Origin of the sequence: Streptomyces boetiae (assembly GCF_031845405.1) — a bacterium.
Classification (GTDB): domain Bacteria; phylum Actinomycetota; class Actinomycetes; order Streptomycetales; family Streptomycetaceae; genus Streptomyces; species Streptomyces boetiae.
In genome coordinates, this window is the sequence record NZ_JAVREN010000003.1 from 42,949 (window position 1) to 66,896 (window position 23,948).

Consider the following 23,948-nt stretch of genomic DNA (forward strand, 5'->3'; position numbering starts at 1 on the left):
GTGCCTACCATGACTACGACCGACGCCTCGCCGGTTCCCACCGCCGCCGTCACCTCCGCACGCGGGCCATGGCCGGTGGCCCTCGTGGTCTGCCTCGCCGCCTCGCTGCTGCCGATCTCCCTGACCGGGGGCTCGCTCGCCGCGCCGCGGGTCGGCTCCCACTTCGACGCCGGTGTCGCCGCCACCCAGTGGGTGGCCAACGCCTACATGCTGACCTTCGCCGGGTTCATGGCCATCACCGGCTCGCTCGCCGACCGGGCCGGGCGCCGCAAGGTCTTCCTCGCCGGCCTGACCGCCTTCGCCGTGGCCGGGTTCGTGGCCGCGGCCGGGCCCGCCATCCTCGTCGTGGACCTCGCGCGGGCCGTGGCCGGCGCGGGCGCGGCCAGCGTGGTGACCTCCGGCAGCGCGATCCTGGCCGACCGGTTCACCGGGGAGGCCAAGAACCGCGTCTTCGCCCTGTTCGGCACGTCCTTCGGCCTGGGCCTGGCCCTGGGCCCGGTGATCGGCGGCGCGCTGATCTCGCTGGGCGGCTGGCGGCTGCTGTTCGGCGTCATCGCCGGCGTGGCCACCGTGCTGGTGGTGGTCAGCCCGCTGGTGATCCGCGAGTCCCGAGGTCCTGGCGGAACGATCGACTGGGCCGGAGGGCTGACGTTCACCGCCGCGCTCTCGGCGCTGATCTTCGCGCTGGTGGAGGCCCAGCAACGCGGCTTCGGGCACCCGGTGGTGCTCGCCGGGGCCGTCGCGGGCGTGGGGCTGATGGTGGCCTTCGGCGCGATCGAACGCCGCCGCCCCGAGCCGCTGTTCGACGTCTCGCTGCTGGCGCTGCCCAAGTTCCTGGCCGTGTGCGTGGTCCCGACCGTGCTGGCCTTCGGCTTCGTGGCCCTCCTGGTGGTGCTCCCGCCCTACCTGGAGTCCGTGGAGGGCGCCGACTCCGGCGAACTCGGCCTGCTGCTGGCGGTGATGACGGTCCCGGCCCTGATCGTTCCCGCCTTCGCCGGGCTGCTGGCGCGGCGGCTGGCCCCCCGCACCATCCTGGTGCTGTCCCTGCTGGTGCAGGGAGCCGGGGCCGCGTGGCTGGCGACGGACTTCCACCCCGTCGGACTCGCCCTGGTGGGCGCCGGGTTCGGCCTCTCGCTGGCCGTGCTGGACGGCACCGCCGTCTCCGTGGTCGAGCCGTCCCGCAGCGGCATGGCCGCCGGCCTGTTCAACACCGTCCGGCTGACCGGCGAGGCCGTGGGCATCGCCGCGGTGGGCGCCGCCGTCTCCGCCCTGCTGCACGACCGCATCGGCGCGGACGCCGCCGCGGATCTGCTCACCGGCGAAACCGCGGGCGGCCTCTCCGGCGACTACACCAGTGCGTTGTCCGTCGTCCTGTGGACGGTCACCGTGCTCTCCCTCGCCGGTGCCGCCGTCGTGTGGCGCCTGCTGTCCCAGCCCGAGCCCGAGCCCGAGCCCGCGCCGGCCACGGAGCCGGCCGTGCTCACGTAACTCACGTAAGGAAAGCTCCATGTGCGGTCCTGGCCTGATGCGCCACGTCCAGATGCCCGAGCACACCCACGTCGGCGGCAACGCGTCCCCCGGCACCCAGCACGCCCACGCGCACGGCCCCGAGCACGGCCACGACCACGCGCACGCACACGACCACGCACACGGGCACGACGCCGCGGCCGAGGGCGGCAGAGGCCGCCGGCCCCGCGGCGAGCGCGGCGTGGGGCGGCGGGCCCTGTTCCGGCTCTCCGCCCTGAGCACCGCGGGCATCGCCGCCAGCGCCGCCATGGGCGGGGTCGCCAGCGCCGAGACCGTCAGCGCGGCGCTGAGCTGCAACCCCCGCGTGGCCGACCTCACCCACCTGCTGGGGGAGGACTTCCCCGTCTTCTACCCGCTGGTCCAGCAGCCCGTGATCGAGCAGGTCCGCCGCATCGAGGTGGACGGCTTCAACGCCAACCAGCTCACGATCAACGAGCACGCCGGCACCCACATCGACGTCCCAGGCCACTTCCGCGAAGGCGCCCCCACCGTCGAGCAGCTCCCGGCCGAGTGGCTGGTCTCCCAGCTCGTCGTCATCCGCATCCGCCAGCGCGCCTCCCGTGACCCCGAGACGCTGCTGACGGTGCAGGACATCCGCAAGCACGAGAGCCGCTACGGCCGCCTGCCGCGACGCTCCTTCGTCGCGGTGGACTCCGGCTGGTGGCCGCGGGTCAACACCCCCGGGGCGTTCCTCAACGAGGGCAGCGACGGCGTCTTCCGCTTCCCCGGCATCAGCCCGGAGGCGGCGGCCTTCCTCGTGGAGGAGCGGGACGTCATCGGCGCCGGCACGGACACCACCAGCCTCGACGGCGGCGTGGCGGCCGTGCCCGAGACCCACCGCATCCTGCTGCCCTCGGGCAAGTACGGCATCGAGGGCCTGGCGGGCCTGGACTCCGCGCCCAACCGCGGCGCCCTGCTCGTCGTCGGCGCGCCCAAGCACCGCGGCGGCTTCGGCGGCCAGATCCGCGCCCTCGCGCTGTACTGAGGCCCCCCGCCGGGCGCCCCCGCGGCGCCCGCTCAACGCCCCCACCCGCCGCCCGGTTCGTATCCCGGCGGCACCGCGGCGGCCGGCCCCCACGGGCCGGCCGCCGCTTCGGCATGCGGCGACCCGCGTGGAGGTCCGCCGGGAGCGGTACTTCCGAACGGAAGTATTCATGTGTGTGAAATCCCGGTGAAACAGCGCCCTTTGAAGCTGTGGCATGCCCACGCCGGGCGCAGCGGCCCGGCCTTCCCTCTTCATCTCCCCGCCCCGCAAGGGGACTAGGAGGACGGTCATGCCCAGAACCAGGGGCCGCCGCCTGCCCGCGATCCTGCTGGCGATGCTCACCGCCATCGCGCTCGCGGCCTGCGGAGCCCGCACCGGCGAGGAGTCCGCCCGGTCCGCCGAGGTGGACACCTCCGGCGACACCATCAAGGTCGGCCTGCTCAACTCCCTCTCCGGCACGATGGCCATCAGCGAGGTCACCGTCCGCGACGCGCTGATGCTGGCCATCGAGGAGATCAACGCGGCCGGCGGCGTGCTCGGCCGGCAGATCGAGCCCATCAGCCAGGACGGCGCCTCCGATCCGGCCACCTTCGCCGAACGCTCCCAGCGGCTGATCCAGGAGGACCAGGTCGCCGCGGTCTTCGGCTGCTGGACCTCCGCCAGCCGCAAGGCCGTGCTCCCCGTCTTCGAGCAGAACGGCTCGCTGCTGTTCTACCCCGTGCAGTACGAGGGGCTTGAGCAGTCGCCGAACATCTTCTACACCGGCGCCACCACCAATCAGCAGATCATCCCGGCGCTGGACTACCTCCGCGAGGAGGGCGTCGAGTCCCTCTACCTGGTCGGCAGCGATTACGTCTTCCCGCGCACCGCGAACCGCATCATCCGCGCGTACGCCGAGGAGTACGGCATCGAGATCGCCGGCGAGGACTACGCGCCGCTGGGCTCCACCGAGTTCGCCACCATCGCCAACAAGGTGGAGGACTCGGGCGCCGACGCGGTCTTCAACACCCTCAACGGCGACAGCAACGTCTCCTTCTTCCGCGAGTACCAGGCGGTGGGCCTGACGGCCGAGGAGATGCCCGTGCTCTCCGTCTCCATCGCCGAGGAGGAGGTCGCCGGCATCGGCGCCGAGACGCTGGAGGGCCAGCTGACGGCCTGGAACTACTACCAGACCACCGAGGGCGAGGCCAACGAGCGGTTCGTCGAGGCCTTCCAGGAGCGCTACGGCAGCGACCGGCCCACCTCCGACCCGATGGAGGCCGCCTACACCTCCGTCTACCTGTGGGCCGCGATGGTCGAGGAGGCCGGCTCCTTCCAGCCCGACGACGTGCGCGCCGCCGCCGACGGCATCACCTTCGACGCCCCCGAGGGCACGGTCACCGTGGACGGCGAGACCCAGCACGTGCACAAGACCGCCCGCATCGGCCGCATCGGCGCCGACGGCCAGATCACCGAGGTCTGGAGCTCCGACGGGCCCATCGCCCCCGACCCGTACCTGCGCGCCTACCCCTGGGCCGAGGGACTGGCCGAGGAAGCCGCCGAGTGAGCGGGGGCCGCACCAGCGGAGGCCGGAAGAGCGGGGACCGGCCCGCATGACCGTCCTCCTCAACCAGTCCATCACCGGCGTCAGCATCGGTGCGGTCCTGCTGCTGATCGCCCTGGGCCTGTCCCTGACCTTCGGTCAGATGGGCGTGATCAACATGGCCCACGGCGAGTTCATCATGGCCGGCGCCTACACGGTGTACCTGCTCCAGGGGCCCATCGCCTCGGCGGGGGTCTCCCTGGTGCTGGCCCTGCCGGTGGCGTTCCTGGTGGCCGGCGCGATGGGGGTGCTGCTCGAATGGCTCCTCATCCGCCGGCTGTACGCCAGGCCCCTGGACACGCTGCTGGTCACCTGGGGCGTCTCCCTGATGCTCCAGCAGCTTGCCCGCGACCTGTTCGGCGCGCCCAACGTGCACACCGAGAGCCCCGGCTGGCTCACCGGCCGCCTCACGCTGACCGGCGGCGAGGACCCGCTGACCATCCCCTACGCCCGGCTGTTCATCCTCGGCCTGGCCCTGGCCGCCGTCCTGGCCCTCACCCTGACCCTGCGGCTGACGCCGCTGGGCCGCCGGGTGAGGGCGGTGGTCCAGCACCGCGACCTGGCCGAGGCCTCCGGCATCGCCACCGCGCGCGTGGACCGGCTCACGTTCTTCATCGGCTCGGGCCTGGCCGGGCTGGCCGGGGTCGCGCTCACGCTGGTCGGGCCGATCGGCCCGACCATGGGCACCAACATCATCATCGACGCCTTCCTCGTGGTCGTCGTCGGCGGCATCGGCCAGCTGCGCGGCGCGGTGATCGCCGCCTTCGCCCTGGGCGTCCTCCAGGCGGTCATGGAGTACTCCACCACCGTCAGCGTCGCCGAGGTCACCGTGCTCATCGCCATCGTCGCCTTCCTGCAGTGGCGGCCCCAGGGCATCTACACCCTCCGCACCCGGAGCCTGCTATGACACCCTCCCGCGCACCGGCCGCCCCCGCCCCGCCGGCGCCCCCGGCCCCGCCGTCCCGCCCCGCGGGCACCGCGCGCCTGGCGCGCTGGCGGGCCCCGGCCGGCTACGCCCTTGGCGCCGCGCTGCTGTTCGCCGTCGCCCCCGCCGTCCTGTCCGAATTCCGCCTCGACCAGCTCGCCCGCTACCTGTGCCTGGCCATCGTCGCGGTGGGCATCGGCCTGGCCTGGGGGCGCGGCGGCATGCTCGTCCTGGGCCAGGGCCTGTTCTTCGGCCTGGGCGGCTACGCCATGGCCATGCACCTGAAGCTGGCCGACGCCGGGCCCGGCCGCCTGCCCGACTTCATGCTGCTCTACGGCTCCACCGACACCCTGCCGTGGTGGTGGGAACCCTTCCGCTCCCCGGCGTTCGCGCTGGCCGCCGTCCTGGTACTGCCGATGGGCCTGGCCGCGGTCATCGGCCTGCTGGTCTTCCGGCGGCGGGTGCGCGGCGCCTACTTCGCCATCCTCAGCCAGGCCCTGGCCGCCGCCTTCGCCATCCTGCTGATCGGCCAGCAGGGCACCACGGGCGGCACCAACGGGCTGACCAACTTCCAGGGCTTCTTCGGCTTCTCGCTGAATGACCCGCTCAACCGCCGCACCGTCTACTTCCTCATCGCCGGGGCCCTGCTGGCGGTGATGCTGCTGGCGCGGCAGCTCTTCAACAGCCGCTACGGCGAACTGCTGGTCGCCGTGCGGGACTCCGAGGAGCGGGTGCGTTTCCTGGGCTACGACCCGGCGCTGGTGAAGCTGACCGCCTACGTCATCTCCGCCGGCATGGCCGGGCTGGCCGGTGCGCTGTTCGTCCCGGCGGTGGGCATCATCTCGCCCGCGCTGATAGGCATCGTGCCCTCCATCCAGTTCCTCATCGGCGCGGCCATCGGCGGGCGGACCTCCGTGGTGGGCGTGGTGCTGGGTGCCGTGGCGGTGGCCTGGGCCCAGACCACGCTCTCCGAGGAATTCCCCGCCGCCTGGACCTACTTCCAGGGCGCGCTGTTCGTCGTGGTCGTCGCCTTCCTGCCCGGCGGGCTGGCCTCGGTGGCCTCGCTGGTGCGCCGCAGGAGGCGCCCCGCCCCCGAGGCGGTGGGCGCATGAGCGGCACGCTGCGCGAGCTGCGGGTGGAGGACCTGCGCGTGACCTTCGACGGCTTCACCGCCGTGGACGGCGTGCACCTGCGCGTGGGCCCCGGCGACCTGCGTTTCCTCATCGGCCCCAACGGGGCGGGCAAGACCACGCTGGTGGACGCCGTCACCGGCCTGGTCCCGGCCACCGGCTCGGTCACCTTCGGCTCCACCCCGCTGCTGGGCCGCCCCGTCCACCGCATCGTCCGGCTCGGCATCGGCCGGACGTTCCAGACCGCGGCCGTCTTCGAGAACCTGACCGTCCTGCAGAACCTCGACATCGCCGCCGGGGCCGGCCGGCGCCCGCACACCCTGCTGCGCCGACGCCGCGGCGTTCCCGAGGAGGTGGCCGCCGCGCTGGAGACCGTGGGACTGGCGGGCGAACGCGACCGCCAGGCCGGGGAGTTGGCGCACGGGCAGAAGCAGTGGCTGGAGATCGGCATGCTGCTGGTGCAGGATGTCCAACTCCTGCTGCTGGACGAGCCGGTGGCAGGCATGAGCCACGAGGAGCGCGACGCCACGGGGGAGTTGCTGCACCGCATCGGCGGGGAGCGCACCGTCGTGGTCATCGAGCACGACATGGACTTCATGCGGGCCTTCGCCAGCAGCGTCACCGTGCTGCACGCCGGGCGGGTGCTCAGCGAGGGCACGGTCGCGCAGGTGCAGGCGGACCCGCGCGTGCAGGAGGTCTACCTCGGGCACGCGCCCGACCGGCCGGTGGAGGCGTGAGCATGCTGGAGATCACCGGCCTGGTCGCCGGATACGACCGCACCACCGTCCTGCACGGGGTGTCCCTGACCGTGCCCGAGGACGGCGTGGCCACCGTCCTGGGCCACAACGGGGCGGGCAAGTCCACGCTGCTGCGCGCCGCCCTCGGGCTAATCAGGCCGCGCGGCGGCCGGGTCCTGCTCGGCGGCGAGGACGTCACGCGCCTGCCCGCGCACCAGCGGGTGCGGCGCGGCATGGCGTACGTGCCGCAGGGCCAGCAGAGCTTCCCGCAGCTCACCGCGATGGAGAACCTCCGGCTGATCGCGGACGGGCGGCGCGACGGGCGGGCGGCGCTGGAGGAGGCGCTGGCCCTCTTCCCCGCGCTGCGCGAGGCCGCCTCCCGCCGCGCCGGCCTGCTCTCGGGCGGCCAGCGCCAGCAACTGGCCATCGCCCGCGCCCTGATCACCCGGCCGCGGCTGCTGCTGCTGGACGAACCCACCGAGGGCATCCAGCCCTCCGTGGTGGCGGAGATCCAGCGCACCATCCTCCAACTGAGCGCCCGCGGCGGCCTGTCGGTGCTGCTGGTCGAGCAGCACATCGGCTTCGCCCTGCGGGCCGCGCAGCGCTACCACGTGCTGGAGGCCGGCCGGGTCACGGGCTCGGGCGAGGGGGGCGAGGCGGCGGAGCCGGCCGTCCGCCGGGCCTTGAGCGTCTAGCCGCCGCCCGCGCCGCCCCGTGTCCGCGGGCCGCCGCTCAGGCGGGGTGGCGCGGGTGCAGCTCGGCCCAGACCGTGCAGCCGGGCGCGGCGGGGGAGTGGACACCCCAGCGGGCCGTCAGCGCGTCCAGCAGCATCAGGCCGCGGCCGTGCTCGGCCCGGGCGTCGGCCGATGCGGCACGGGCGGGCACGGCGGGCAGCCCCGGGCCCTCGTCGGCCACCTCGATCCGCAGCCGGTGCCCCGTGCCGTCGAGGCGGCAGACCACCGTGCGGCTGTCGGTGTGCAGAACGACGTTGGTGACCAGCTCGGAGATGACCAGCTCCGCGGTGTCCCGGACGGCCTCCGGCAGCCCCCAGCGGTGCAGGCGGCGGCCGACGCGGTGCCGGGCGGTGGCCACCGAGGCGGCCAGCGCGGGCAGTTGGAACCACTCGCGGCGAGGATCGGGGGAGGCGAACGGTGTCACCGTCGGTCGCCTCCCTCGTGCTCGCCCGCCCCTGCCGGGGCAAGCTCGTGCTCCTGGCCCCTGCCGGGGCAAGCTCGTGCTCCTGGCCCCTGCCGGGGCAAGAAACGACCCGGCCTCGCCGGACCGGGCGGACCCACTATGCGGGGCGAGTGGCCGGGTGCGCAAGCGTTGTTCTGCGAATCGCAGAAAGCGAAGAGACATCTGTGGATGCCACTACCCCGTGTGGCAGACTGCTTCTTCACACCGGTGAGGACCGGCGGGGGTGGACGCGGCGGCGCGGGAGGCGAAGTGGCGGAGGCACGGACAGGTCCGACGGTGGGGCAGATCGTTCTCGGCCTGCGTTTGCGGGATTTGCGCGAACGGGCGGGCTGCTCGTTCGCGGACGCGGCCGAGACACTGAGCGTGAACAGCACGACCGTTCGCCGGATGGAGAAGGCCGAGGTCGGGCTCAAGCCACTCTACGTCCGAGCGCTGCTGGCCCGTTACGGGGTGCCCGCCGACGAGGCCGAGTCCTTCCTGCGGCTGGTGGAGGAGGCCAACCGCCCCGGCTGGTGGCACCGCTTCCGCGACGTCCTGCCCGACTGGTTCAGCCTCTACGTCAGCCTGGAGAACGAGGCCTCCCTCATCCGCGCCTACGAACCCCACTGCGTCCCGGGCCTGTTGCAGACCCGCGACTACGCGGCGGCGCTGCTGCGCACCGGCTTCCCCTCCGCCACCGAGCAGGAGATCGAGCGGCGGGTGGCCCTGCGGACGCAGCGCCAGGAGCTGCTGACCCGGCCGCGCTCGCCGCTGCTGTGGGCCGTCATCGAGGAGGGGGTGCTGCGTCGGCGGGTGGGCGACCCCGCCGTGATGCGCGCGCAGATCGACCGGCTGATCGAGGCGACGACCCTCCCGAACGTCACCCTTCAGGTCATGCCGTTCTCCGCCGGTCCCCATCCGGGCATGTTCGGCCCTTTTCAGCTGTTCCGGTTCGACATACCGGAACTGCCGGACATCATCTACGCCGAGAGCCTGACCGGCGCGGTCTACCTCGACGAACGCCCCGACACCGTGGCCTTCCTGGAGGTGCTGGACCGCATGGGCGCGCAGGCCGCGCCCGTTCACACCACCGAGGCCATCCTCGGGGCGATTCGCAAGGAGCTGTAGGGCGCATGAGCGACGGACGCATATACAACGGCATGCCGGCCCGGGACCTGGGGACCGAGGGCTGGCGAAAGCCGTGGAGCGGGACCAACGGCGGCAGTTGCGTGGAGGCGCTGAAGCTCGCCGACGGCCGGGTCGCGCTGCGCCAGTCCACCGATCCCGACGGCCCCGCGCTCATCTACACGCTCCATGAGATCGAGACGTTCATCCGGGGGGCGAAGCGCGGGGACGCGGACTTCCTGCTGGCCTGAGAGGGGCGCGGGGGCGAGGGGCGTCGACCGGGGGGCTACAGGCGGGTCCTGAGGGCCGTCTCCTTGATGCCGAGGATGATCAGCAGAGCCAGCAGGGCGGTGGGCGCCGCGTACAGGAAGATGTCGCCGATGCCGTGCCCGTAGGCGTTCTCGATCACCGCGCGCAGGGGCGCCGGCAGCCGCTCCGGGTCGGGTATGGAGCCCTCGGGGGCCTGCGCGGCCCCGCCCGCTCCGGCGCCGAGCCCGGCGACGCCCTCGCGCGTGTAGTCCGCGACCCGCGCCGCCAGCAGGGCGCCCAGCGCCGAGACGCCGAGGGCGCCGCCGAAGGAGCGGAAGAACGCCACGACCGAGCTGGCCGCGCCCAGGTCCCGGGGGCCGACGCGGTTCTGCGTGGCCAGCACGAGGTTCTGCAGGAGGGCGCCCAGGCCCAGGCCCATCAGGGCCATGAACAAGGCCAGCCGAACGTACGGGGTGTCGTGCCGGGTGGTGCCCAGCAGGCCCATGCCGGCCGTCACCAGCACCCCGCCGGCCACCAGCCAGTTCTTCCACCGGCCGGTGCGGGTGATGAACTGGCCCGAGACGGTGGAGGACAGGACCAGGCCCGCGATCAGCGGGATGGTCAGCACGCCCGACATCGTGGCGCTGTCCCCGCGCGCGAGCTGGAAGTACTGGCTGAAGAAGACCGTTCCGCTGAACATCGCGACGCCCACCAGCAGGGAGGCGCCCGAGGCCAGGGCGATCGTCGGGTCACGGAAGAGGCGCAGCGGGATGATCGGGTCGCTCGCCCGCGCCTCGACGGCGAGGAACAGCGCGGCCAGGGCCAGCGAGCCGCCGACCATGGCGGCGGTCTGCCAGGAGGCCCAGGCGTAGCGGTCGCCGGCCAGGGTGACCCAGACCAGCAGCAGCGAGACGGCGGCGCTGACCAGGAGCGCGCCGGGCCAGTCGATGCGGACCTCGCGGCGGGTCACCGGCAGGCGCAGCGTCCGCTGCAGGACCACGAGTGCGGCCAGGGCCACGGGGACGCCGATGTAGAAGCACCAGCGCCAGCCCAGGCCGTCGGTGAGCAGGCCGCCGATCAGCGGGCCGCTGACGGTGGCCGCCGCGAAGGTGGCGCCGAGGTAGCCGCTGTACCGGCCGCGCTCGCGCGGGGGGATCATCGCGGCGAGCACGATCTGCGACAGGCCGACCAGGCCGCCGACGCCCAGGCCCTGCACGACGCGGACCGCGATCAGCATCGCGGGGCTCTGCGCCAGCCCGGCGACCAGGGAGCCGGCGATGTAGATCACCAGGGAGGTCTGGATCAGCAGCTTCTTGCTGTAGAGGTCGGCGAGCTTGCCCCACAGGGGCATGGAGGCGGTCATCGCCAGCAGGGTGGCGGTGACGACCCAGGTGTAGGCGGACTGGCCGCCGCCGAGGTCCGCGATGATCCGGGGCAGGGCGTTGGTGACGATCGTGGAGGACAGGATCGCGGTGAACATCCCGAGCAGCAGGCCCGAGAGGGCCCGCATGATCTCCGGATGCGACATCGCCGGAGCGACGGGGCCGCCGCCCGGCGGCTCCGGTATCGCGCCCTCGGCGTCGGCCTGGACGGCGTCCCTCTCCTGGGCTGGCTGCGCGGTCAAGCGGTCTCCCTGGCGTGTGCGGGGTACGCACTCGACCCTACGACAAGATGTTTAGTACACGTAACTAATTGACGAAACCTTTAGCCACCACAGGGCGAACCGCCCGCCCGTGCCGCCGCGCGGGCCGTCGCCGGGCGCGCTAGCGGTCCGCGCTCATCGGGGCGCGGACGAGGGTCTCGTCGGGGAAGCACCAGCGCCAGTCCTCGCCGGGCTGGAGGGACTGGATGATGGGGTGGCCGGTGCGGGCCGCGTGGCGGCTGGCGTGGTGGTGGGGGGAGTCGTCGCAGCAGCCGACGTGTCCGCAGGTGACGCACAGGCGCAGCTCCACCCAGTCGTCGCCCCGGACCACGCACTCGGGGCACTCGCGGACGCCGGTCTCGGTGACCTTGATCTGGTCCAGGTGGGTGCAGGAGGTGGAGATCGTCTCCTCGCGGACGTAGCGCCAGCCCGGCCGCAGCAGCCAGTCCGGCAGGACGCGCGCCAGGTAGCGGGAGTGCGTGGCGGCCAGCGGGCTGAGCACCGCCAGGACCAGCACGTACAGCGCGACGAACGGCCCCAGCCGCTCGTCCAGCCCGGCCGTCAGCGCCAGCGTGGCGAGGATCAGGGAGAACTCGCCGCGGCCCAGCACGGTCAGGCCGATGTTCGCCGCCGCGCGCTGGTTGAACCCGAAGAGGCGGGCGGTGATCAGTCCGGCGCCGACGTTGGCCACCAGCGTCACGCAGACGGCGGCGGCCACGGGCACGGCGACGGGCCCCAGCGCGGAGACGTCGATGGTCAGCCCGAACGCCACGAAGAAGACGGCCGCGAACACGTCCCGCAGTGGCGTGACCAGGCGCTGCACGCGCTCGCGCACCTCCGTCCTGGAGATCACCAGGCCGATCATCAGCGCCCCGATCGCATCCGAGACCCCCACGTCCTGCGAGACCCCGGCCACGGCCACGGTCAGCCCGACCGTCAGCACCGCCAGCAGCTCGTCCTCCCGGGAGCCGATCAGCGCCGCCACCGCCCGCGCCCCGAACCGGGCCACGGCGAAGAGGAGCACCAGGAAGCCGAAACTCACCCCCACCTTCTCGGCCAGCTCCGCCGGGGAGGAGGCGTCCGCCAGCACGGGGGAGAGGGCGGCCAGGTAGAAGGCGAGGAAGAGGTCCTCCAGCACGATGATGCCCAGGATCACCGGCGTCTCGGCGTTGGTCAGCCGGTGCAGCTCGATCAGCGACTTGGTGACGATCGCCGAGGAGGAGATGCCCAGCGCCCCGGCGATCACCAGCGCCTCCGCCCCGCCCCAGCCCAGGGCCAGACCCAGCAGCAGCCCGGCGCAGACGTTCAGCGAGATCGAGCAGGCCGCCGCCGCGAACAGCCGCCGCCCGCCGCCCAGCACCTGGTCCACCGGGAACTCCACGCCCAAATGGAAGAGGAGCAGCACCAGCCCCAGCGCCGCGACCAGCGAGACGTCGTCGGGGTGGTCCACCAGCACCGGGCCGGGCGTTCCCGGGCCCAGCAGGATGCCCACGAGCATGTAGCAGGGGACGGCGGGCAGGCTCCAGCGGCGGCCGGCCCTGGCCAGCAGCCCGGCGAGGAGGACGGCCGCGCCCAGGCCCGCCAGTTCGGCGTTCTCCACGGCCGCGCTACTCCTGGAAGAAGGTGGCCGACAGCACGGCGCCCACCTTCCTGGCCTGCTCCTCCGACAGCTCGATCACGGCCGTCGGGTCGGGGGAGGAGGAGGCGAAGACGTACAGGTCGCGCGTCCCGCCCGAGCGGATGACCACGGAGATCCGCTGGTCCGGGCGGCCCAGGTCGATGTCGTAGCGCTTCCCGACTCCCGGCAGGTCCTGGACGTGTACGCCCTTGCCCATCACCACTCCTGACTGTCCGACTGTCCGACTGCCCGGCCGCCACGACGGCTCCCGGCGATCCCGCCGCGGCTGACGCTCTGCCTGCGGGCGGCGTTCCGCCCGTTATCGGCAGATTGTGCCCCGGTCGCGGGCCGTCGCGGCGCAGCGACCCCCGCCCGGCCGCCGCTCCCGCCCGGGTAGCGTGGGGTGATCAACGGCGCCGCGAAGGGAACCCGGCACGCCATGACCTCCGTCGCACGGCCCTCCCCGCTCCGCTTCCTCCCGGCCCGCCTGAGGCGGATCCGCCCGCCCCGCGGGCGCGCCGGGCGGGCGCTCGCCGCCGCCGCGGCCCTCCTCGTCCTGGCCGCGGTCCTCCTCCCGCTCGCCGCCCGCGGCGAGGAGGCGCCCACGCGCCGCGAGGAGCACGTGCTGCGGCTCCCCGAGAGCCCCGGCAGCCGCGAGACCGTGTCCATCGACACCACCTTCGTCACCGCCGGCGACCCCGGACGGCCGCGCCCCGCCGTGCTCCTCGCCCACGGCATGGGCGGCAGCAAGGCCGACCTGGCCGACGACGCCGACCGCCTCGCCCGCGCCGGCTACGCCGTCCTGACCTGGTCGGCGCGCGGCTTCGGCGCCTCGGGCGGGCGCATCGGCCTCAACGACCCCGACCGCGAGGTTGCGGACGTCAGCCGCCTCATCGACTGGCTCGCCCGGCGCCCAGAGGTCCAGCTCGACGCCGAGGGCGACCCGCGCGTGGGCATCTCCGGCTCCTCCTACGGCGGCGCCGTCGCCCTGCTCGCCGCCGGGCACGACCCCCGCGTGGACGCCCTCGCCCCTCGCATCACCTACTGGGACCTGTCCGAAGCCCTCTTCCCCGGCGGCGTGTTCAAGCGCCTGTGGGCCGGCCTCCTCTTCACCACCGGCTCCACCGACCTCTCCGGCGGCAGCGCGGACGCCTCCGGCTGCGGGCGTTTCACCCCCGAACTGTGCGCCCTCTACGAGCGGGTCGCCACCTCCGGAGAGCCCGACGAGGAGGCCCGCCGCCTGCTCGCCGAGCGCAGCCCCGCCGCCGTCGCCGATCGCATCGCCGTGCCCACCCTCATCCTCCAGGGCCAGCACGACTCCCTCTTCCCCCTCGGCCACGCCGACGCCATGGCCCGCGCCATCGAGGCCAACGGCGCGCCCGTCGCCGTGGACTGGCTGTGGGCCGGGCACGACGGCGGGCTGCCCGAGGACGGCCGCGCCGCCGACCGCGTCACCGCCTGGTTCGACCGCCACCTCGCCGGCCGGGAGGACGCCGGCACCGGGCCCGCCTTCCGCGTCACCCGCATCAGCGGCTTCGACTCCGCCAACGGCGCCACCCTGCTGCGCGGCGCCTCCGGCGACGCCTATCCCGGCCTGGACGGCGGCGCGCGGGAGACCGTTCCCCTCGGCGGGCAGTCCCAGACGTTCGTCAACCCGCCCGGCGGCGCCCCGCCCGCCCTCTCCGCCGTCCCCGGCCTTGGCGCCCTCAGCGAGGCCGCCGCCCTCGGCTTCGGCCTCAGCCTCGACATCCCGGGCCAGCACGCGGCGTTCGACTCCGCGCCGCTGGCCGAGCCGCTGCGCGTCACCGGCAGCCCCCGCGTCCGGGTCACCCTCGCCTCCGACAGCCCCTCGGCCGTCGTCTTCGCGAAGCTCTACGACATCGCGCCCGACGGCGAGCGCCGCATCCTGCCCGCCGGGCTCGTCACCCCGCTGCGCGTGGAGGGGACGAACGTCCCCGGCGGGCGGACCGTCGAGATCCGCCTCCCGGCCGTCGACCACCCCTTCGAGGCCGGGCACCGCATGCGGCTGGTGCTCTCCAGCACCGACCTCGGCTACGCCTCGCCCGCCGAGCCCGCCACCCTCACCGCCGCCCTCACCGGCCCCGGCCTGACCGTCCCCACCGCCCCCGGCGTCCACACCGGCGCGGCCCCCCTGCCCGCCTGGACCTGGGCGATGCCCCCCATCGCCGCCGCCCTGGCCGCCCTCCTCCTGGCCACCGGCCGCCGCCGCCCCGGCCCCCGCCGCCTCCCGCCGCCCGACCCGGCCCTGGCCGAGACGCCCCTGCGCCTGACCGGCCTGACCAAGCGCTACGCCGGGGCCGCCGACCGCTACGCCGTCCGCGACCTGGACTTCACCGTCGAACGCGGCCAGATCCTGGGCCTGCTGGGCCCCAACGGGGCGGGAAAGACCACCACCCTGCGGATGCTGATGGGCCTGATCACCCCCGACGCCGGGGAGATCCGCGTCTTCGGCCACGCCGTGCGCCCCGGCGCGCCCGTCCTCTCCCGCGTCGGCGCCTTCGTGGAGGGCCCCGGCTTCCTGCCCCACCTCACCGGCCGCGCCAACCTCGACCTGTACTGGCAGGCGACCGGCCGCCCCGCCGCCGACGCCCACCGGCGGGAGGCGCTGGAGATCGCGGGGCTGGGCGAGGCCGTCGACCGGCCCGTGCGCACCTATTCGCAGGGCATGCGCCAGCGCCTGGCCATCGCCCAGGCCATGCTCGGCCTGCCCGACCTGCTGATCCTGGACGAGCCGACGAACGGCCTGGACCCGCCGCAGATCCGCGCCATGCGCGAGGTGATGATCCGGTACGCGGCCGGCGGGCGCACCGTCGTCGTCTCCAGCCACCTGCTCGCCGAGGTCGAGCAGACCTGCACCCACCTCGTCGTCATGGCCGCCGGACGCCTGGTCGAGTCCGGGCCCGTGGCCGAGATCGCCGGCCACGGCACCACCCTGCTGGCCACCACGCCCGCGCCCCTGACCCCGGACCTGCTGGAGCGCGTGGCCGCCCTGCCCGGCGTCGCGGGGGCCGAACCCGCCGACTCCGGACTGCTGGTGCGCCTCGCGCCCGGGGCCGACCCCGCCGCCCTCGTCGTGGGCCTGGTCCGCCTCGGCGTCCCCGTGCACGGCCTCGTCCCCCACCGCCGCCTGGAGGACGCCTTCCTCACCCTGATCGGAGGGTCCGCCCCGTGACCGGAACGTCCCGCCAGGCGCCGGCCGAGGCCCAGGGCCCGCATGCCCCCGCCGCGCCCGGCTACGCGCCGCGCCGCACCCTGCCGTTGCGCACCGAGGCAATCCGGCAACTGCGCCGCCGCCGCACCCTGGTGATGGCCCTGCTGCTGGCCGGGCTGCCCTGCGTGGTGGCCGCCGCCTTCGCCGTCGGCGGCGCCCCGGACGGCTCGGAGGACGCCACGCTCATCCGCGGGGCCACCGCCTCCGCCGCCAACTTCGCCGTCGCCTGCCTCTTCCTGTCCACCGGCTTCCTGCTGGCGGTGCCCGTCGCGCTGTTCTTCGGCGACACCGTCGCCTCCGAGGCGAGCTGGTCCTCGCTGCGCTACCTGCTGGCCGCGCCCGTGCCGCGCGGGCGGCTGCTGGCCGCGAAGTTCGCCGTCGCCCTGGCGTTCAGCGCCGTGGGGCTGGCCCTGCTGCCGCTGACCGCCCTGGGCCTGGGCGCCGTGCTCTACGGCTGGGGCCCGCTGGAGCTGCCCACCGGCGGCACCCTCCCGGCCACCGAGGCCGCGGGCCGCCTCGCCGCCGTCACCGCCTACGTCCTGGCGGGCCACCTCGTCACCGCCGCGCTGGCGTTCTGGCTGTCCACCGTCACCGACGCCCCGCTCGGCGCGGTCGGCGGTGCCCTCGGCCTGACCATCGTCGGCAGCATCCTGGACGCCATCACCGCGCTGGGCGACTGGCGGGACTTCCTGCCCGCCCACTGGAGCTACGCCTGGGCCGACGCCTTCCAGCCTCGCCCCGAGTGGACCGGCATGCTCCAGGGCACCTCCGTCTCGCTGTCCTACGCCCTGGTGCTGGGGGCCCTGGCCGTGCGGCGCTTCCGCGCGAAGGACATCGTTTCCTGAGGCGCGCTCATACCCGGGCGGCGCGGCCGAGGAGTTCGGCGAACAGCTCCTCCCACTGCCGGGCGACCGCCTCGGGGGAGTAGGCGCGGACTGTGGCCAGGGCGCGGTCGCCCAGCTCGGCGCGCAGGGTCTCGTCGGCCATCAGGCGCCGCATCGCCGCCGCCAGCGCCGGGACGTTCTCCGGGGGCACCAGCACCCCGTCGCGGCCGTCGGTCAGCACGTCGGCCGGACCGGTCGGGCAGTCGAAGCTGACCACCGGCAGGCCGTGGGACATCGCCTCCAGCAGCACCATCGGCAGGCCCTCGTGCCGCGAACTGAGCACGAACATCGACGCCTTGGCCATCTCCTCGTCCAGCCGGCCCGTGCCGCCCATCAGGAAGACGTGGTTGTAGAGGTGGTGGCGGTCGATCAGGCGGCGGAGCTGCCGGTGCCGGTCGCCCGCGCCGAAGATCCGCAGCTGCCAGTCGGGGAACTCCGCCACCGCCTCGCCGAACGCCGGGATCAGCAGGTCGAAGCCCTTCTGCGGGCGCAGCCTCCCGGCCGCCACCGCGATGTGGCTCGCGCAGGTGGACGGCTTCTGCCGCAGGGAGTGCACCGCGTTGGGAACGCGCTCCACCCGCAGGCCCGGGATGCGCCGGGCGTACTCCTCGGCGTCGCGGGCCGTCAGGACCGCCACCGCGTCCAGCCGCGGGTACCAGCGCACGATGGCCGCGCGCAGGTCCGCCCGGTGCGCCGCGAGGTTGACGTGCTCCTGGCCCACCCGCAGCACCCCGCCCGTGGCGAACCGCGCCGAGAGCAGGTTCAGCGCCGGGCGGGTCGTCACCAGAACGCCGTCCTGGAGCCCGGCCATCCAGCCGGTCACGGCCTCCTCGATCCAGCGGCTGACGGCCCTGTGCCCGGCCTCGCTGCGCGGGATGTGCCGCGGCGGCCCCTCCGCGCGCCGGGCCGCCCGCCACCGCCCGAGCCGCCGCAGCGGACCGGCCGGGAGCCCGGCGGCCTCCCGCGCGAGCGCGGCGCGGGCCTGGCGGGCGGGGCGGCGCAGGTCGGCCAGCGCGCTCATCCGCACCCGCGGGTCGACGTCGAAGTGCGGCTGATCGCGCCGCCGCAGCACGCTGACCAGCTCGACGCGGTGCCCGGCCTCCGCCAGGGCGTTGGCCTGGGTGATGACGGTGCGGATGGTGCCGCCCATGCCGTAGGCGTGGAGCAGCAGGTAGCGGATCAGCAGGGGGCGCTCGGTCACGCGGGACTCACCTCGACGGAGAGGTTGTCGTGCAGCGTGTAGTACGGCTTGACCACGGCGGAGGCGTGGCCTGCCCGCGCCACCGGCTGCCCGGGATACACCATGATGTTCTTCTTACCCCTGATGTCGTCCAGGTGCCTCCCGAGGCGCAGGCGCTCCGCGTCCGGGGACGGGCCCGACGCCAGGTGCAGGTCCCAGTACACGGGCAGCTCGAGGTCCGCGGGCGCGAACTCCGTCACCGGCACGGATACCTCGAACGTCCCGCCCTCCAGCTCCGCCGGGGCCCGCACCCGGCGGGCCTCCCCGCCCGGGGGGTCGCGCAGCTCGGCGAGCAGCTCCCACGCCTGCGCGCCGGCCCGCCGCCCCGGCCACCAGCCCGCGCGGCGGCCGTGCAGGTGGCCGACCAGCCGCAGCCGCCCGTCGCGCGGCCAGATCTCCGCCAGCTCCGCGTGGCCGCTCACGCCCGCCGCTCCCCGCCCGCCGCCTCCGCCGCCGCGCCCTCCGCCCCCGCGCCCTCCGGCCCGGGGCCCTGAGGCTCGACGCCCGCCGCACGCGTTGATCCGCTCGCGACCGGCCCGGCCCCGCCCGCCGCGTACCCCCACGCCGCGCAGATGCGGTGCAGGGCCTCGGGGACCTCGGCCGCCTCGGGGAGCGCGCGCCCCGGCTGCACCCGGCCGGTGCGGATCTTCTCCCGCCAGTCGCCCAGGCCCTTGGCCGGCTCGCCCGTGGCGTGCCGCCCGTACTCCAGCATCCCCGGCTCCCAGCCCACCCCGAGGAACCCGCACACGCCCCGCAGCGCTGTCTCCGGGTCGCCGGTCAGCTCCTCGTAGCGCACCGTGTGGCCGGGCAGCGCCGCACGGGCCCGCTCGACGGCGTTCATGAAACGCAGCGCGTCCAGCGCCGCCTCCTCCGGGCCGCGCCGCTCGGGGTCGGCCTCGTGCCAGGACGCCGCCACCGAGGCGGGGTGCCGCAGCAGGAACAGGAAGCGGGCGTCCGGCCAGCAGGCCGCGATCCGGCGGTGGGAGAACGCGTTCCCCGGCGTCTTCTCCACCAGCACCCGCTTGCCCGAGCGCGCCAGCTCCCGGTGCAGCAGCCGGTCCCACAGCAGGTGCTCGGCGTCGGCCCGGTCCAGGTCGAGCGCCGCGAGGGCCTTGCGTGCCAGGCCGGAGGCGAAGTGCACCTCGAGGCGCCGGAAGTGCAGCTCGTGCGGGGCGTGCACCTGGGAGTGGGCGTTCAGCATCATCCGCAGCAGCGTCGAGCCGGAGCGCACCGGCGCGATGATGAACACCGGCTCCCGCAGCAGCCGGTCCACCTCCGGCTCGCGCGGCGCCCGGTAGGGCAGGGGAGCGGCCGGCATTGGCCGGGGGGAGGCGGCCGGGGCGGGGGCCGGCCCGCGGCGGACCCGCCGCAGCCGGATTCCCGTCGCGGCACCGATCGCGTGATTCAGCTTGCGCAGGCTTTTCCTGAGGTCATTCATGGCGTAGGCGGCACCGCATCGACGGGAGGGAAGGGGGGAAGGGTGACGAACCGTCGCGTCACCCCCCCGTTCATACACCAGGAATAACGGGACGGATAACGCGCTTCACGCGCAGGAGTGACCCCGGCCCCGACGCCGTGCCCCGGACGCGCCGCGGGGCCGGCCCCCGCGCCCCCCGTGGTGGGGAGCGGGGGACCGGCCCCGCGCCGGAGAAGTCCTAGCGCCGGCGGGCCGAGAGCTGCCGCACCCAGGAGTCCACCGCCGCCTGCCAGTCGGTGCCGCCCGCGTCGTGGCTGACGGTGAACCGGGTCAGCGCGTCCCCGCCGCCCGAGAACAGGCCGCCGCGCTTATCGCCCTCCAGCACGATCTCCACGCCGCCCGGCGAGGCCAGGAATGTCAGCTCCACCTCGCGCAGCGCCTGCGCGTACTGCGGCGGCGGGGTCAGCTCGATCTCCTGGTAGAACGGCAGGGTCTGCCCCGTGCCGCCGATCCGCCCGTACTCCAGGTCGGCGCTGCGGAAGCCGAAGCCCAGCCGCCCGAACGCGTCCAGGATCGCCTCCTGCACCGGCAGCGGTCGCACCTGCAGCGGGTCCAGGTCGCCCTTGTCCACCGCCCCGGCGATGGCCAGCTCGGTCCGCACGCCCAGCACGATCCCCAGCGGCTGCCCGTAGACCTCCGTCACCGGGGTCTCCCAGGGCACCTGCACCGAGAACGGCACACTGACCTGCTGCCCCTCCGTGAGCTTGAACGCCCCGCCCACCACCTGCCGGTGGAAGACGACCGTGCCCTCGGCCTCGACGTCCTCCCCCTCGACCTCGACCCGCGCAACGAAGTCCAGCGTCACGCCCGTGATCTCGGCGTCCACCGAGCCCCCGCGCACGTGCACCTGCCCGGCCAGCGCGGAACCGGGCACCACCGGGCCCGGGTTGAGCACCGTGTCGACCGAGGGACCCCCCACGCCGAGCGAACCGAGCAACCGTTTGAACACCATCGAGGCGCCTCTCTCATCCTGTCGTTCATATCGTGCGCATGGTCCGTCGCCGCGCCTGCTGCCCGGAGCGCGACCGGGGAACGCCCCCGCCCCGCGCGGCCGTTCCCACGCTACGCCCTCGGGGACGCGGCGCGGGGGCGAACCGGTTCACCGCTTCCGGCGGTCCGCGACCGCCCCTTCCGTCACTCCAGAGGGTGAGTACGATGAGCGCGATGACCACGACAGAGCGCGTCCTCGCGGAGCGTGACCGGCGCCGGGCCCGGCGCCGCGCCGCCACGCCGTTCCTCGCCGCGCTCGCCGCGGCGGCCCTCCTCGCCGGCTGCGGCGGGGGCGGGGACGAGGGGGGCGGCCCGTTCGACCCCGCCCCGCAGAGCCCGTCCCCGGCCGACGGCGCCCCCGGCGACGCGCCCTCCGGCGCGCCCCCCGCCATCGAGGGCGTCGAGACCTGGTCCGGCCTGGCCCGCGACCACCTGCCGGGCGACCTCGACTACCCGATGAACCCCCCGGCCGGCGGCGCCCACAACCAGGCGTGGATGAACTGCGACGCCGACGTCTACGACGCGCCCGTCGCCGACGAGAACGCCGTCCACTCCCTGGAGCACGGCGCCGTCTGGGTCACCTACACCGAGGCCGCGCCCGAGGCCGACGTGCAGGCCCTCGCCGCCCGTGTCTCCGCCACGCCCTACACGCTGATGAGCCCCAAGCCCGACCAGCCCAACCCGCTCACTCTCACCGCCTGGGGCGCCCAGCTCAGCGTGGAGAGCGCCTCCGACCCGCGGGTCGAGCAGTTCCTGACCGCCTACGTCCAGGGTCCGCAGACCCCCGAGCCGGGCGCGCCCTGCGGCGGCGGGCTGACGCAGTGACCCCGCGCCGGTGGCTGATCGCCGCCAGCGCCCTCCTCGCCCTGCTGGCCGCAGGGCTCCTGGCGGCGGCCGGCTCCGGGGACGGCTCCGGCGAGGCCCCCGGGGCCGCGGCGGCCCCGGCCGTTCCCGCCGACGGCTCGGCCGACGCCGGCTTCGCCCGCGACATGGCCGTGCACCACCAGCAGGCCGTCGAGATGGCGTTCCTCGTGCGCGACCGCACCGAGGACGAGGAGATCCGGCTGCTGGCCTACGACATCATCGCCACCCAGTCCAACCAGCGCGGGATGCTGCTGGGCTGGCTCGACCTGTGGAACCTCCCCGTCGCCTCCGGCACGCCCATGGCCTGGATGGCTGGCGAGGACCACGGCCACGGCGCCGACGCCCCCGAGGGCGGCGCCCCCGCCATGCCCGGCATGGCCACCGACGCGCAGCTCGACGGGCTGCGCGGGGCCACGGGCCGGGACGCCGAGCGGCGCTTCCTGCGGCTGATGACCGCGCACCACCGCGGTGGCGTGGACATGGCGCGGGCCGCGGCCCGGCTGGCCGGGACCGAGGAGGTCCGGCGGCTGGCCCAGGGCATGGCCGACTCCCAGGAGGCGGAGATCTCCCTGATGAACGCCCTGCTGGCCGAACGCGGCGCCTGACCCCGGCCGTTCCCCCGCCCCCCGGCGTGCGGCGCCCGGCGCGCCACGCGAGGATGGACCGCATGAGCGACACCGAGCAGGTCACCGTCCGCGACAACCCCGAGGGCAGGCGTTTCGAGGCTCGCCTGGACCCGGCCGCCGCCGAGCCCGCCGGCTTCACCGAGTACCGCCGCCGGGAGGGCGGGGTCGTGGAGTACTTCCACACGGAGGTGGACCCGGCCTTCGAGGGCCGGGGCGTGGGCGGGGCGCTGGCGCGCGCCGCGCTGGACGACGCCCGCGCCCGGGGGCTGCGGGTGCGCGCCACCTGCCCGTTCGTCTCCGGCTGGCTTGACCGCCACCCCGACTACCACGACCTGCGCGAGCGGCCCTCCCTCTAGGGCGGCCCGCGCCGCCCCGGCCGCTCACGTGCCCGGCATCCGCGTGTGACATCCCCGATACATCGCCTGCCTACCGTGTGCCCCACGCCGGTCATGGCTGCAACGGCCGGCGGGCTCCGACCTCTCTTCGCGGCGCTAACCAGCCATCGCTCCAGCCCGACCACCCGGGAGGAAACGATGGCCCCGGCCGTCCGCCCCGCGCGGCGCGCCTCCCGGCACGGGCACCCCTGGCCCACCGGAGGCACGCCATGCACGTCGACGCCGTCACCAACACCACCGTCTGGAGCGGGGGCCAGTGGCTCCCCGGGCGGGACGTCCTGCTCGCGCGCGGCCGGGTGGCGGCGGTGGTCCCCGCCGGGACCGTGCCCCACACGCCCGGCGCCGCGTTGCTCGACGGCTCCGGCGCCCACCTGATCCCCGGGCTGGTCAACACCCACACCCACCTGCACCAGGCCCGGATGCGCGGCATCGGCGAGGGGCAGCCGCTGCTGTCCTGGCTGCGCCTGGTCGGCGAGGAGACCGTCGCCCTGACCCCCGAGCAGGCGTACGCCGCCGCCGCAGCCGCCGCCACCGAGGCGCTGCGCAGCGGCACCACCACCCTGGTCGAGCACATGTGGCCGCACCCCAGCGCCGAGGTGCACGACGCAGTGCTGCGCGCCCTGCGGGACGCCGGGATCCGGGCGGTGCTGTGCCGGGGCGTCGCGGACCGGCCGGACGTCAGCCGCAGGTGGGGGTTCGACCCGCGGCTGATGCAGCCGCTGGAGGAGACGCTGGAACACGCCGGCGCGCTGGCCGCGGCGATGCGCGGCAGCCGCGTCTCGCCGGGCCTGGCGGTGCCCAACCCGCGCTGCCTGACGCAGGACGGGATGCGGCGGGTGCGGTCCTGGGCGGAGGAGCGGGGCCTGCCCGTGTCGATCCACCTGCTGGAGACCGACACCGACGAGGTCATGTGCCGTCAGCACGCCGGCACCGGCGCCGTCGACTACCTGGCGGAGGCCGGCTTCCTGTGGGAGCGGCTGCTGGCGGTGCACTGCGTCACCCTCGACGCGCGCGGCCAGGCGCTGCTGGCCCGCCACCGCGTCGCCGTCTCCTACAACCCGCTCAGCAACATGCGCCTGGGCAGTGGCATCGCGCCGGTGCCCGCGATGCTCGCCGCCGGCCTGCGCGTCGGCATCGGCGTCGACGGGGCCGCGAGCAACGACACCCAGGACATCCTGGAGGCCCTGCGCATCGGCGCCTACCTCCAGCGGGCCGCCCACCGCCAGGCCGACCTGCTCGGCTTCGGCCGGATGATCGACATCGGCAGCAACGGGGCCAACGCGGCCCTCGGCCTTGAGGAGTGCCCGCACGGGGTGGTGCCGGGCGTCCGGGCGGACCTCGTGCTGCACCGCTTCGAGCGCGACTTCGCCACCCTCCCGGTCCGAGACCCGGGTGCCACCCTGCTGACCTGTGCCGGAACCCGCACGGTCGACACGGTGCTGATCGACGGCGAGGCGGTGCTGCGCGACGGGCGGAGCCTGCGGCTGAACGAGGCCGCGCTCGCCGCCGCGCTGGTCTGAACGCCGGTGGGGGCCCCGGACGTG

22 protein-coding genes and 1 pseudogene are annotated in these 23,948 nt (G+C 74.9%); 15 read left to right on the top strand and 8 right to left on the bottom strand.

Annotated elements, in window-relative coordinates:
* Positions 1–9: 9 nt before the first annotated feature.
* From RM780_RS02500 to urtE, 7 genes are all read left to right on the top strand, one after another.
* Positions 10–1,488 carry an MFS transporter gene (locus RM780_RS02500; RefSeq protein WP_311628749.1) on the top strand — a complete coding sequence of 493 codons (1,479 nt, stop codon included), beginning with the start codon at positions 10–12 and terminating at the stop codon, positions 1,486–1,488.
* A 19-nt stretch (positions 1,489–1,507) separates the two neighbouring features.
* Positions 1,508–2,512: a cyclase family protein gene (locus RM780_RS02505; protein WP_311628750.1), complete on the top strand. Its 1,005-nt coding sequence runs from the start codon at positions 1,508–1,510 to the stop codon at positions 2,510–2,512.
* Positions 2,513–2,801: 289 nt separating this feature from the next.
* Positions 2,802–4,058 (top strand): urea ABC transporter substrate-binding protein, encoded by a 1,257-nt coding sequence (urtA, locus tag RM780_RS02510; RefSeq protein WP_394812871.1) that lies wholly within the window; start codon positions 2,802–2,804, stop codon positions 4,056–4,058.
* A gap of 46 nt (positions 4,059–4,104) precedes the next feature.
* Positions 4,105–5,001: an urea ABC transporter permease subunit UrtB gene (gene urtB / locus RM780_RS02515; RefSeq protein WP_311628751.1), complete on the top strand. Its 897-nt coding sequence runs from the start codon at positions 4,105–4,107 to the stop codon at positions 4,999–5,001.
* A complete protein-coding gene (gene urtC / locus RM780_RS02520; RefSeq protein WP_311628752.1) occupies positions 4,998–6,131 on the top strand; it encodes an urea ABC transporter permease subunit UrtC in 1,134 nt (377 codons plus the stop codon). Before urtB ends, urtC begins: the two co-directional genes overlap by 4 nt.
* Positions 6,128–6,886: an urea ABC transporter ATP-binding protein UrtD gene (gene urtD, locus RM780_RS02525; RefSeq protein WP_311628753.1), complete on the top strand. Its 759-nt coding sequence runs from the start codon at positions 6,128–6,130 to the stop codon at positions 6,884–6,886. Before urtC ends, urtD begins: the two co-directional genes overlap by 4 nt.
* Before the next feature lie 2 nt (positions 6,887–6,888).
* Positions 6,889–7,581: an urea ABC transporter ATP-binding subunit UrtE gene (urtE, locus tag RM780_RS02530; RefSeq protein WP_311628754.1), complete on the top strand. Its 693-nt coding sequence runs from the start codon at positions 6,889–6,891 to the stop codon at positions 7,579–7,581.
* Between the two features lie 37 nt (positions 7,582–7,618).
* Here urtE and RM780_RS02535 read toward each other — a convergent pair whose 3' ends face one another.
* Positions 7,619–8,044, bottom strand: coding sequence for an ATP-binding protein (locus tag RM780_RS02535; protein ID WP_311628755.1), 426 nt, complete (start codon positions 8,042–8,044; stop codon positions 7,619–7,621).
* A gap of 288 nt (positions 8,045–8,332) precedes the next feature.
* On the opposite strand from RM780_RS02535, the gene RM780_RS02540 reads away from it, so the two are divergent.
* A complete protein-coding gene (locus RM780_RS02540) occupies positions 8,333–9,190 on the top strand; it encodes a helix-turn-helix domain-containing protein (RefSeq protein ID WP_311628756.1) in 858 nt (285 codons plus the stop codon).
* A gap of 5 nt (positions 9,191–9,195) precedes the next feature.
* Positions 9,196–9,438, top strand: coding sequence for a DUF397 domain-containing protein (locus tag RM780_RS02545; protein ID WP_311628757.1), 243 nt, complete (start codon positions 9,196–9,198; stop codon positions 9,436–9,438).
* 35 nt (positions 9,439–9,473) lie between these two features.
* On the opposite strand, the gene RM780_RS02550 is transcribed toward RM780_RS02545, so the two are convergent.
* The 3 genes from RM780_RS02550 to RM780_RS02560 form a co-directional block, all read right to left on the bottom strand.
* Complete coding sequence (locus tag RM780_RS02550) at positions 9,474–10,964, bottom strand: MDR family MFS transporter (RefSeq protein ID WP_311628938.1); 1,491 nt, start codon at positions 10,962–10,964, stop codon at positions 9,474–9,476.
* A gap of 235 nt (positions 10,965–11,199) precedes the next feature.
* Positions 11,200–12,678, bottom strand: coding sequence for a cation:proton antiporter domain-containing protein (locus RM780_RS02555; RefSeq protein WP_311628758.1), 1,479 nt, complete (start codon positions 12,676–12,678; stop codon positions 11,200–11,202).
* A 7-nt stretch (positions 12,679–12,685) separates the two neighbouring features.
* A complete protein-coding gene (locus RM780_RS02560; RefSeq protein ID WP_311628759.1) occupies positions 12,686–12,913 on the bottom strand; it encodes a potassium transporter TrkA in 228 nt (75 codons plus the stop codon).
* A gap of 222 nt (positions 12,914–13,135) precedes the next feature.
* On the opposite strand from RM780_RS02560, the gene RM780_RS02565 reads away from it, so the two are divergent.
* Both RM780_RS02565 and RM780_RS02570 read left to right on the top strand, forming a co-directional pair.
* Positions 13,136–15,889 (top strand): alpha/beta fold hydrolase, encoded by a 2,754-nt coding sequence (locus RM780_RS02565; RefSeq protein ID WP_311628760.1) that lies wholly within the window; start codon positions 13,136–13,138, stop codon positions 15,887–15,889.
* Positions 15,886–16,773, top strand: coding sequence for an ABC transporter permease (locus RM780_RS02570; protein WP_311628761.1), 888 nt, complete (start codon positions 15,886–15,888; stop codon positions 16,771–16,773). The genes RM780_RS02565 and RM780_RS02570 overlap by 4 nt, the downstream gene beginning before the upstream one ends.
* A gap of 7 nt (positions 16,774–16,780) precedes the next feature.
* On the opposite strand, the gene RM780_RS02575 is transcribed toward RM780_RS02570, so the two are convergent.
* The 4 genes and pseudogenes from RM780_RS02575 to RM780_RS02590 form a co-directional block, all read right to left on the bottom strand.
* Positions 16,781–18,013: a glycosyltransferase family 4 protein gene (locus tag RM780_RS02575; protein WP_311628762.1), complete on the bottom strand. Its 1,233-nt coding sequence runs from the start codon at positions 18,011–18,013 to the stop codon at positions 16,781–16,783.
* The gene (locus RM780_RS02580) at positions 18,010–18,474 is read right to left on the bottom strand and encodes a hypothetical protein (protein ID WP_311628763.1); all 465 of its coding nucleotides are present in this window, start codon (positions 18,472–18,474) and stop codon (positions 18,010–18,012) included. Before RM780_RS02580 ends, RM780_RS02575 begins: the two co-directional genes overlap by 4 nt.
* Positions 18,471–19,370, bottom strand: a complete 900-nt coding sequence (locus RM780_RS02585; protein ID WP_311628764.1) for a sulfotransferase family protein — start codon at positions 19,368–19,370, stop codon at positions 18,471–18,473. Before RM780_RS02585 ends, RM780_RS02580 begins: the two co-directional genes overlap by 4 nt.
* 343 nt (positions 19,371–19,713) lie before the next feature.
* A pseudogene (locus tag RM780_RS02590) lies at positions 19,714–20,481 on the bottom strand (sporulation protein); the annotation flags it as partial.
* A gap of 212 nt (positions 20,482–20,693) precedes the next feature.
* On the opposite strand from RM780_RS02590, the gene RM780_RS02595 reads away from it, so the two are divergent.
* The 4 genes from RM780_RS02595 (at position 20,694) to RM780_RS02610 (ending at position 23,924) form a co-directional block, all read left to right on the top strand.
* The gene (locus tag RM780_RS02595) at positions 20,694–21,344 is read left to right on the top strand and encodes a DUF3105 domain-containing protein (protein ID WP_311628765.1); all 651 of its coding nucleotides are present in this window, start codon (positions 20,694–20,696) and stop codon (positions 21,342–21,344) included.
* Positions 21,341–21,988, top strand: coding sequence for a DUF305 domain-containing protein (locus RM780_RS02600; RefSeq protein ID WP_311628766.1), 648 nt, complete (start codon positions 21,341–21,343; stop codon positions 21,986–21,988). The genes RM780_RS02595 and RM780_RS02600 overlap by 4 nt, the downstream gene beginning before the upstream one ends.
* A 62-nt stretch (positions 21,989–22,050) precedes the next feature.
* Positions 22,051–22,365: a GNAT family N-acetyltransferase gene (locus RM780_RS02605; protein ID WP_311628767.1), complete on the top strand. Its 315-nt coding sequence runs from the start codon at positions 22,051–22,053 to the stop codon at positions 22,363–22,365.
* A 248-nt stretch (positions 22,366–22,613) separates the two neighbouring features.
* A complete protein-coding gene (locus RM780_RS02610) occupies positions 22,614–23,924 on the top strand; it encodes an amidohydrolase family protein (protein ID WP_311628768.1) in 1,311 nt (436 codons plus the stop codon).
* The last annotated feature ends 24 nt before the right edge of the window (positions 23,925–23,948 follow it).

Bases quoted from the DNA above. Each gene is read 5' to 3' on its own strand.
- urtA (WP_394812871.1), top strand. From the start codon at position 2,802: ATGCCCAGAACCAGGGGCCGCCGCCTGCCCGCGATCCTGCTGGCGATG.
- RM780_RS02605 (WP_311628767.1), top strand. From the start codon at position 22,051: ATGAGCGACACCGAGCAGGTCACCGTCCGCGACAACCCCGAGGGCAGG.
- RM780_RS02595 (WP_311628765.1), top strand. From the start codon at position 20,694: ATGACCACGACAGAGCGCGTCCTCGCGGAGCGTGACCGGCGCCGGGCC.
- urtD (WP_311628753.1), top strand. From the start codon at position 6,128: ATGAGCGGCACGCTGCGCGAGCTGCGGGTGGAGGACCTGCGCGTGACC.
- RM780_RS02585 (WP_311628764.1), bottom strand. From the start codon at position 19,370: ATGCCGGCCGCTCCCCTGCCCTACCGGGCGCCGCGCGAGCCGGAGGTG.
- urtB (WP_311628751.1), top strand. From the start codon at position 4,105: ATGACCGTCCTCCTCAACCAGTCCATCACCGGCGTCAGCATCGGTGCG.
- RM780_RS02550 (WP_311628938.1), bottom strand. From the start codon at position 10,964: ATGTCGCATCCGGAGATCATGCGGGCCCTCTCGGGCCTGCTGCTCGGG.
- RM780_RS02565 (WP_311628760.1), top strand. From the start codon at position 13,136: ATGACCTCCGTCGCACGGCCCTCCCCGCTCCGCTTCCTCCCGGCCCGC.
- RM780_RS02505 (WP_311628750.1), top strand. From the start codon at position 1,508: ATGTGCGGTCCTGGCCTGATGCGCCACGTCCAGATGCCCGAGCACACC.
- urtE (WP_311628754.1), top strand. From the start codon at position 6,889: ATGCTGGAGATCACCGGCCTGGTCGCCGGATACGACCGCACCACCGTC.
- RM780_RS02500 (WP_311628749.1), top strand. From the start codon at position 10: ATGACTACGACCGACGCCTCGCCGGTTCCCACCGCCGCCGTCACCTCC.
- RM780_RS02610 (WP_311628768.1), top strand. From the start codon at position 22,614: ATGCACGTCGACGCCGTCACCAACACCACCGTCTGGAGCGGGGGCCAG.
- RM780_RS02560 (WP_311628759.1), bottom strand. From the start codon at position 12,913: ATGGGCAAGGGCGTACACGTCCAGGACCTGCCGGGAGTCGGGAAGCGC.
- RM780_RS02545 (WP_311628757.1), top strand. From the start codon at position 9,196: ATGAGCGACGGACGCATATACAACGGCATGCCGGCCCGGGACCTGGGG.
- urtC (WP_311628752.1), top strand. From the start codon at position 4,998: ATGACACCCTCCCGCGCACCGGCCGCCCCCGCCCCGCCGGCGCCCCCG.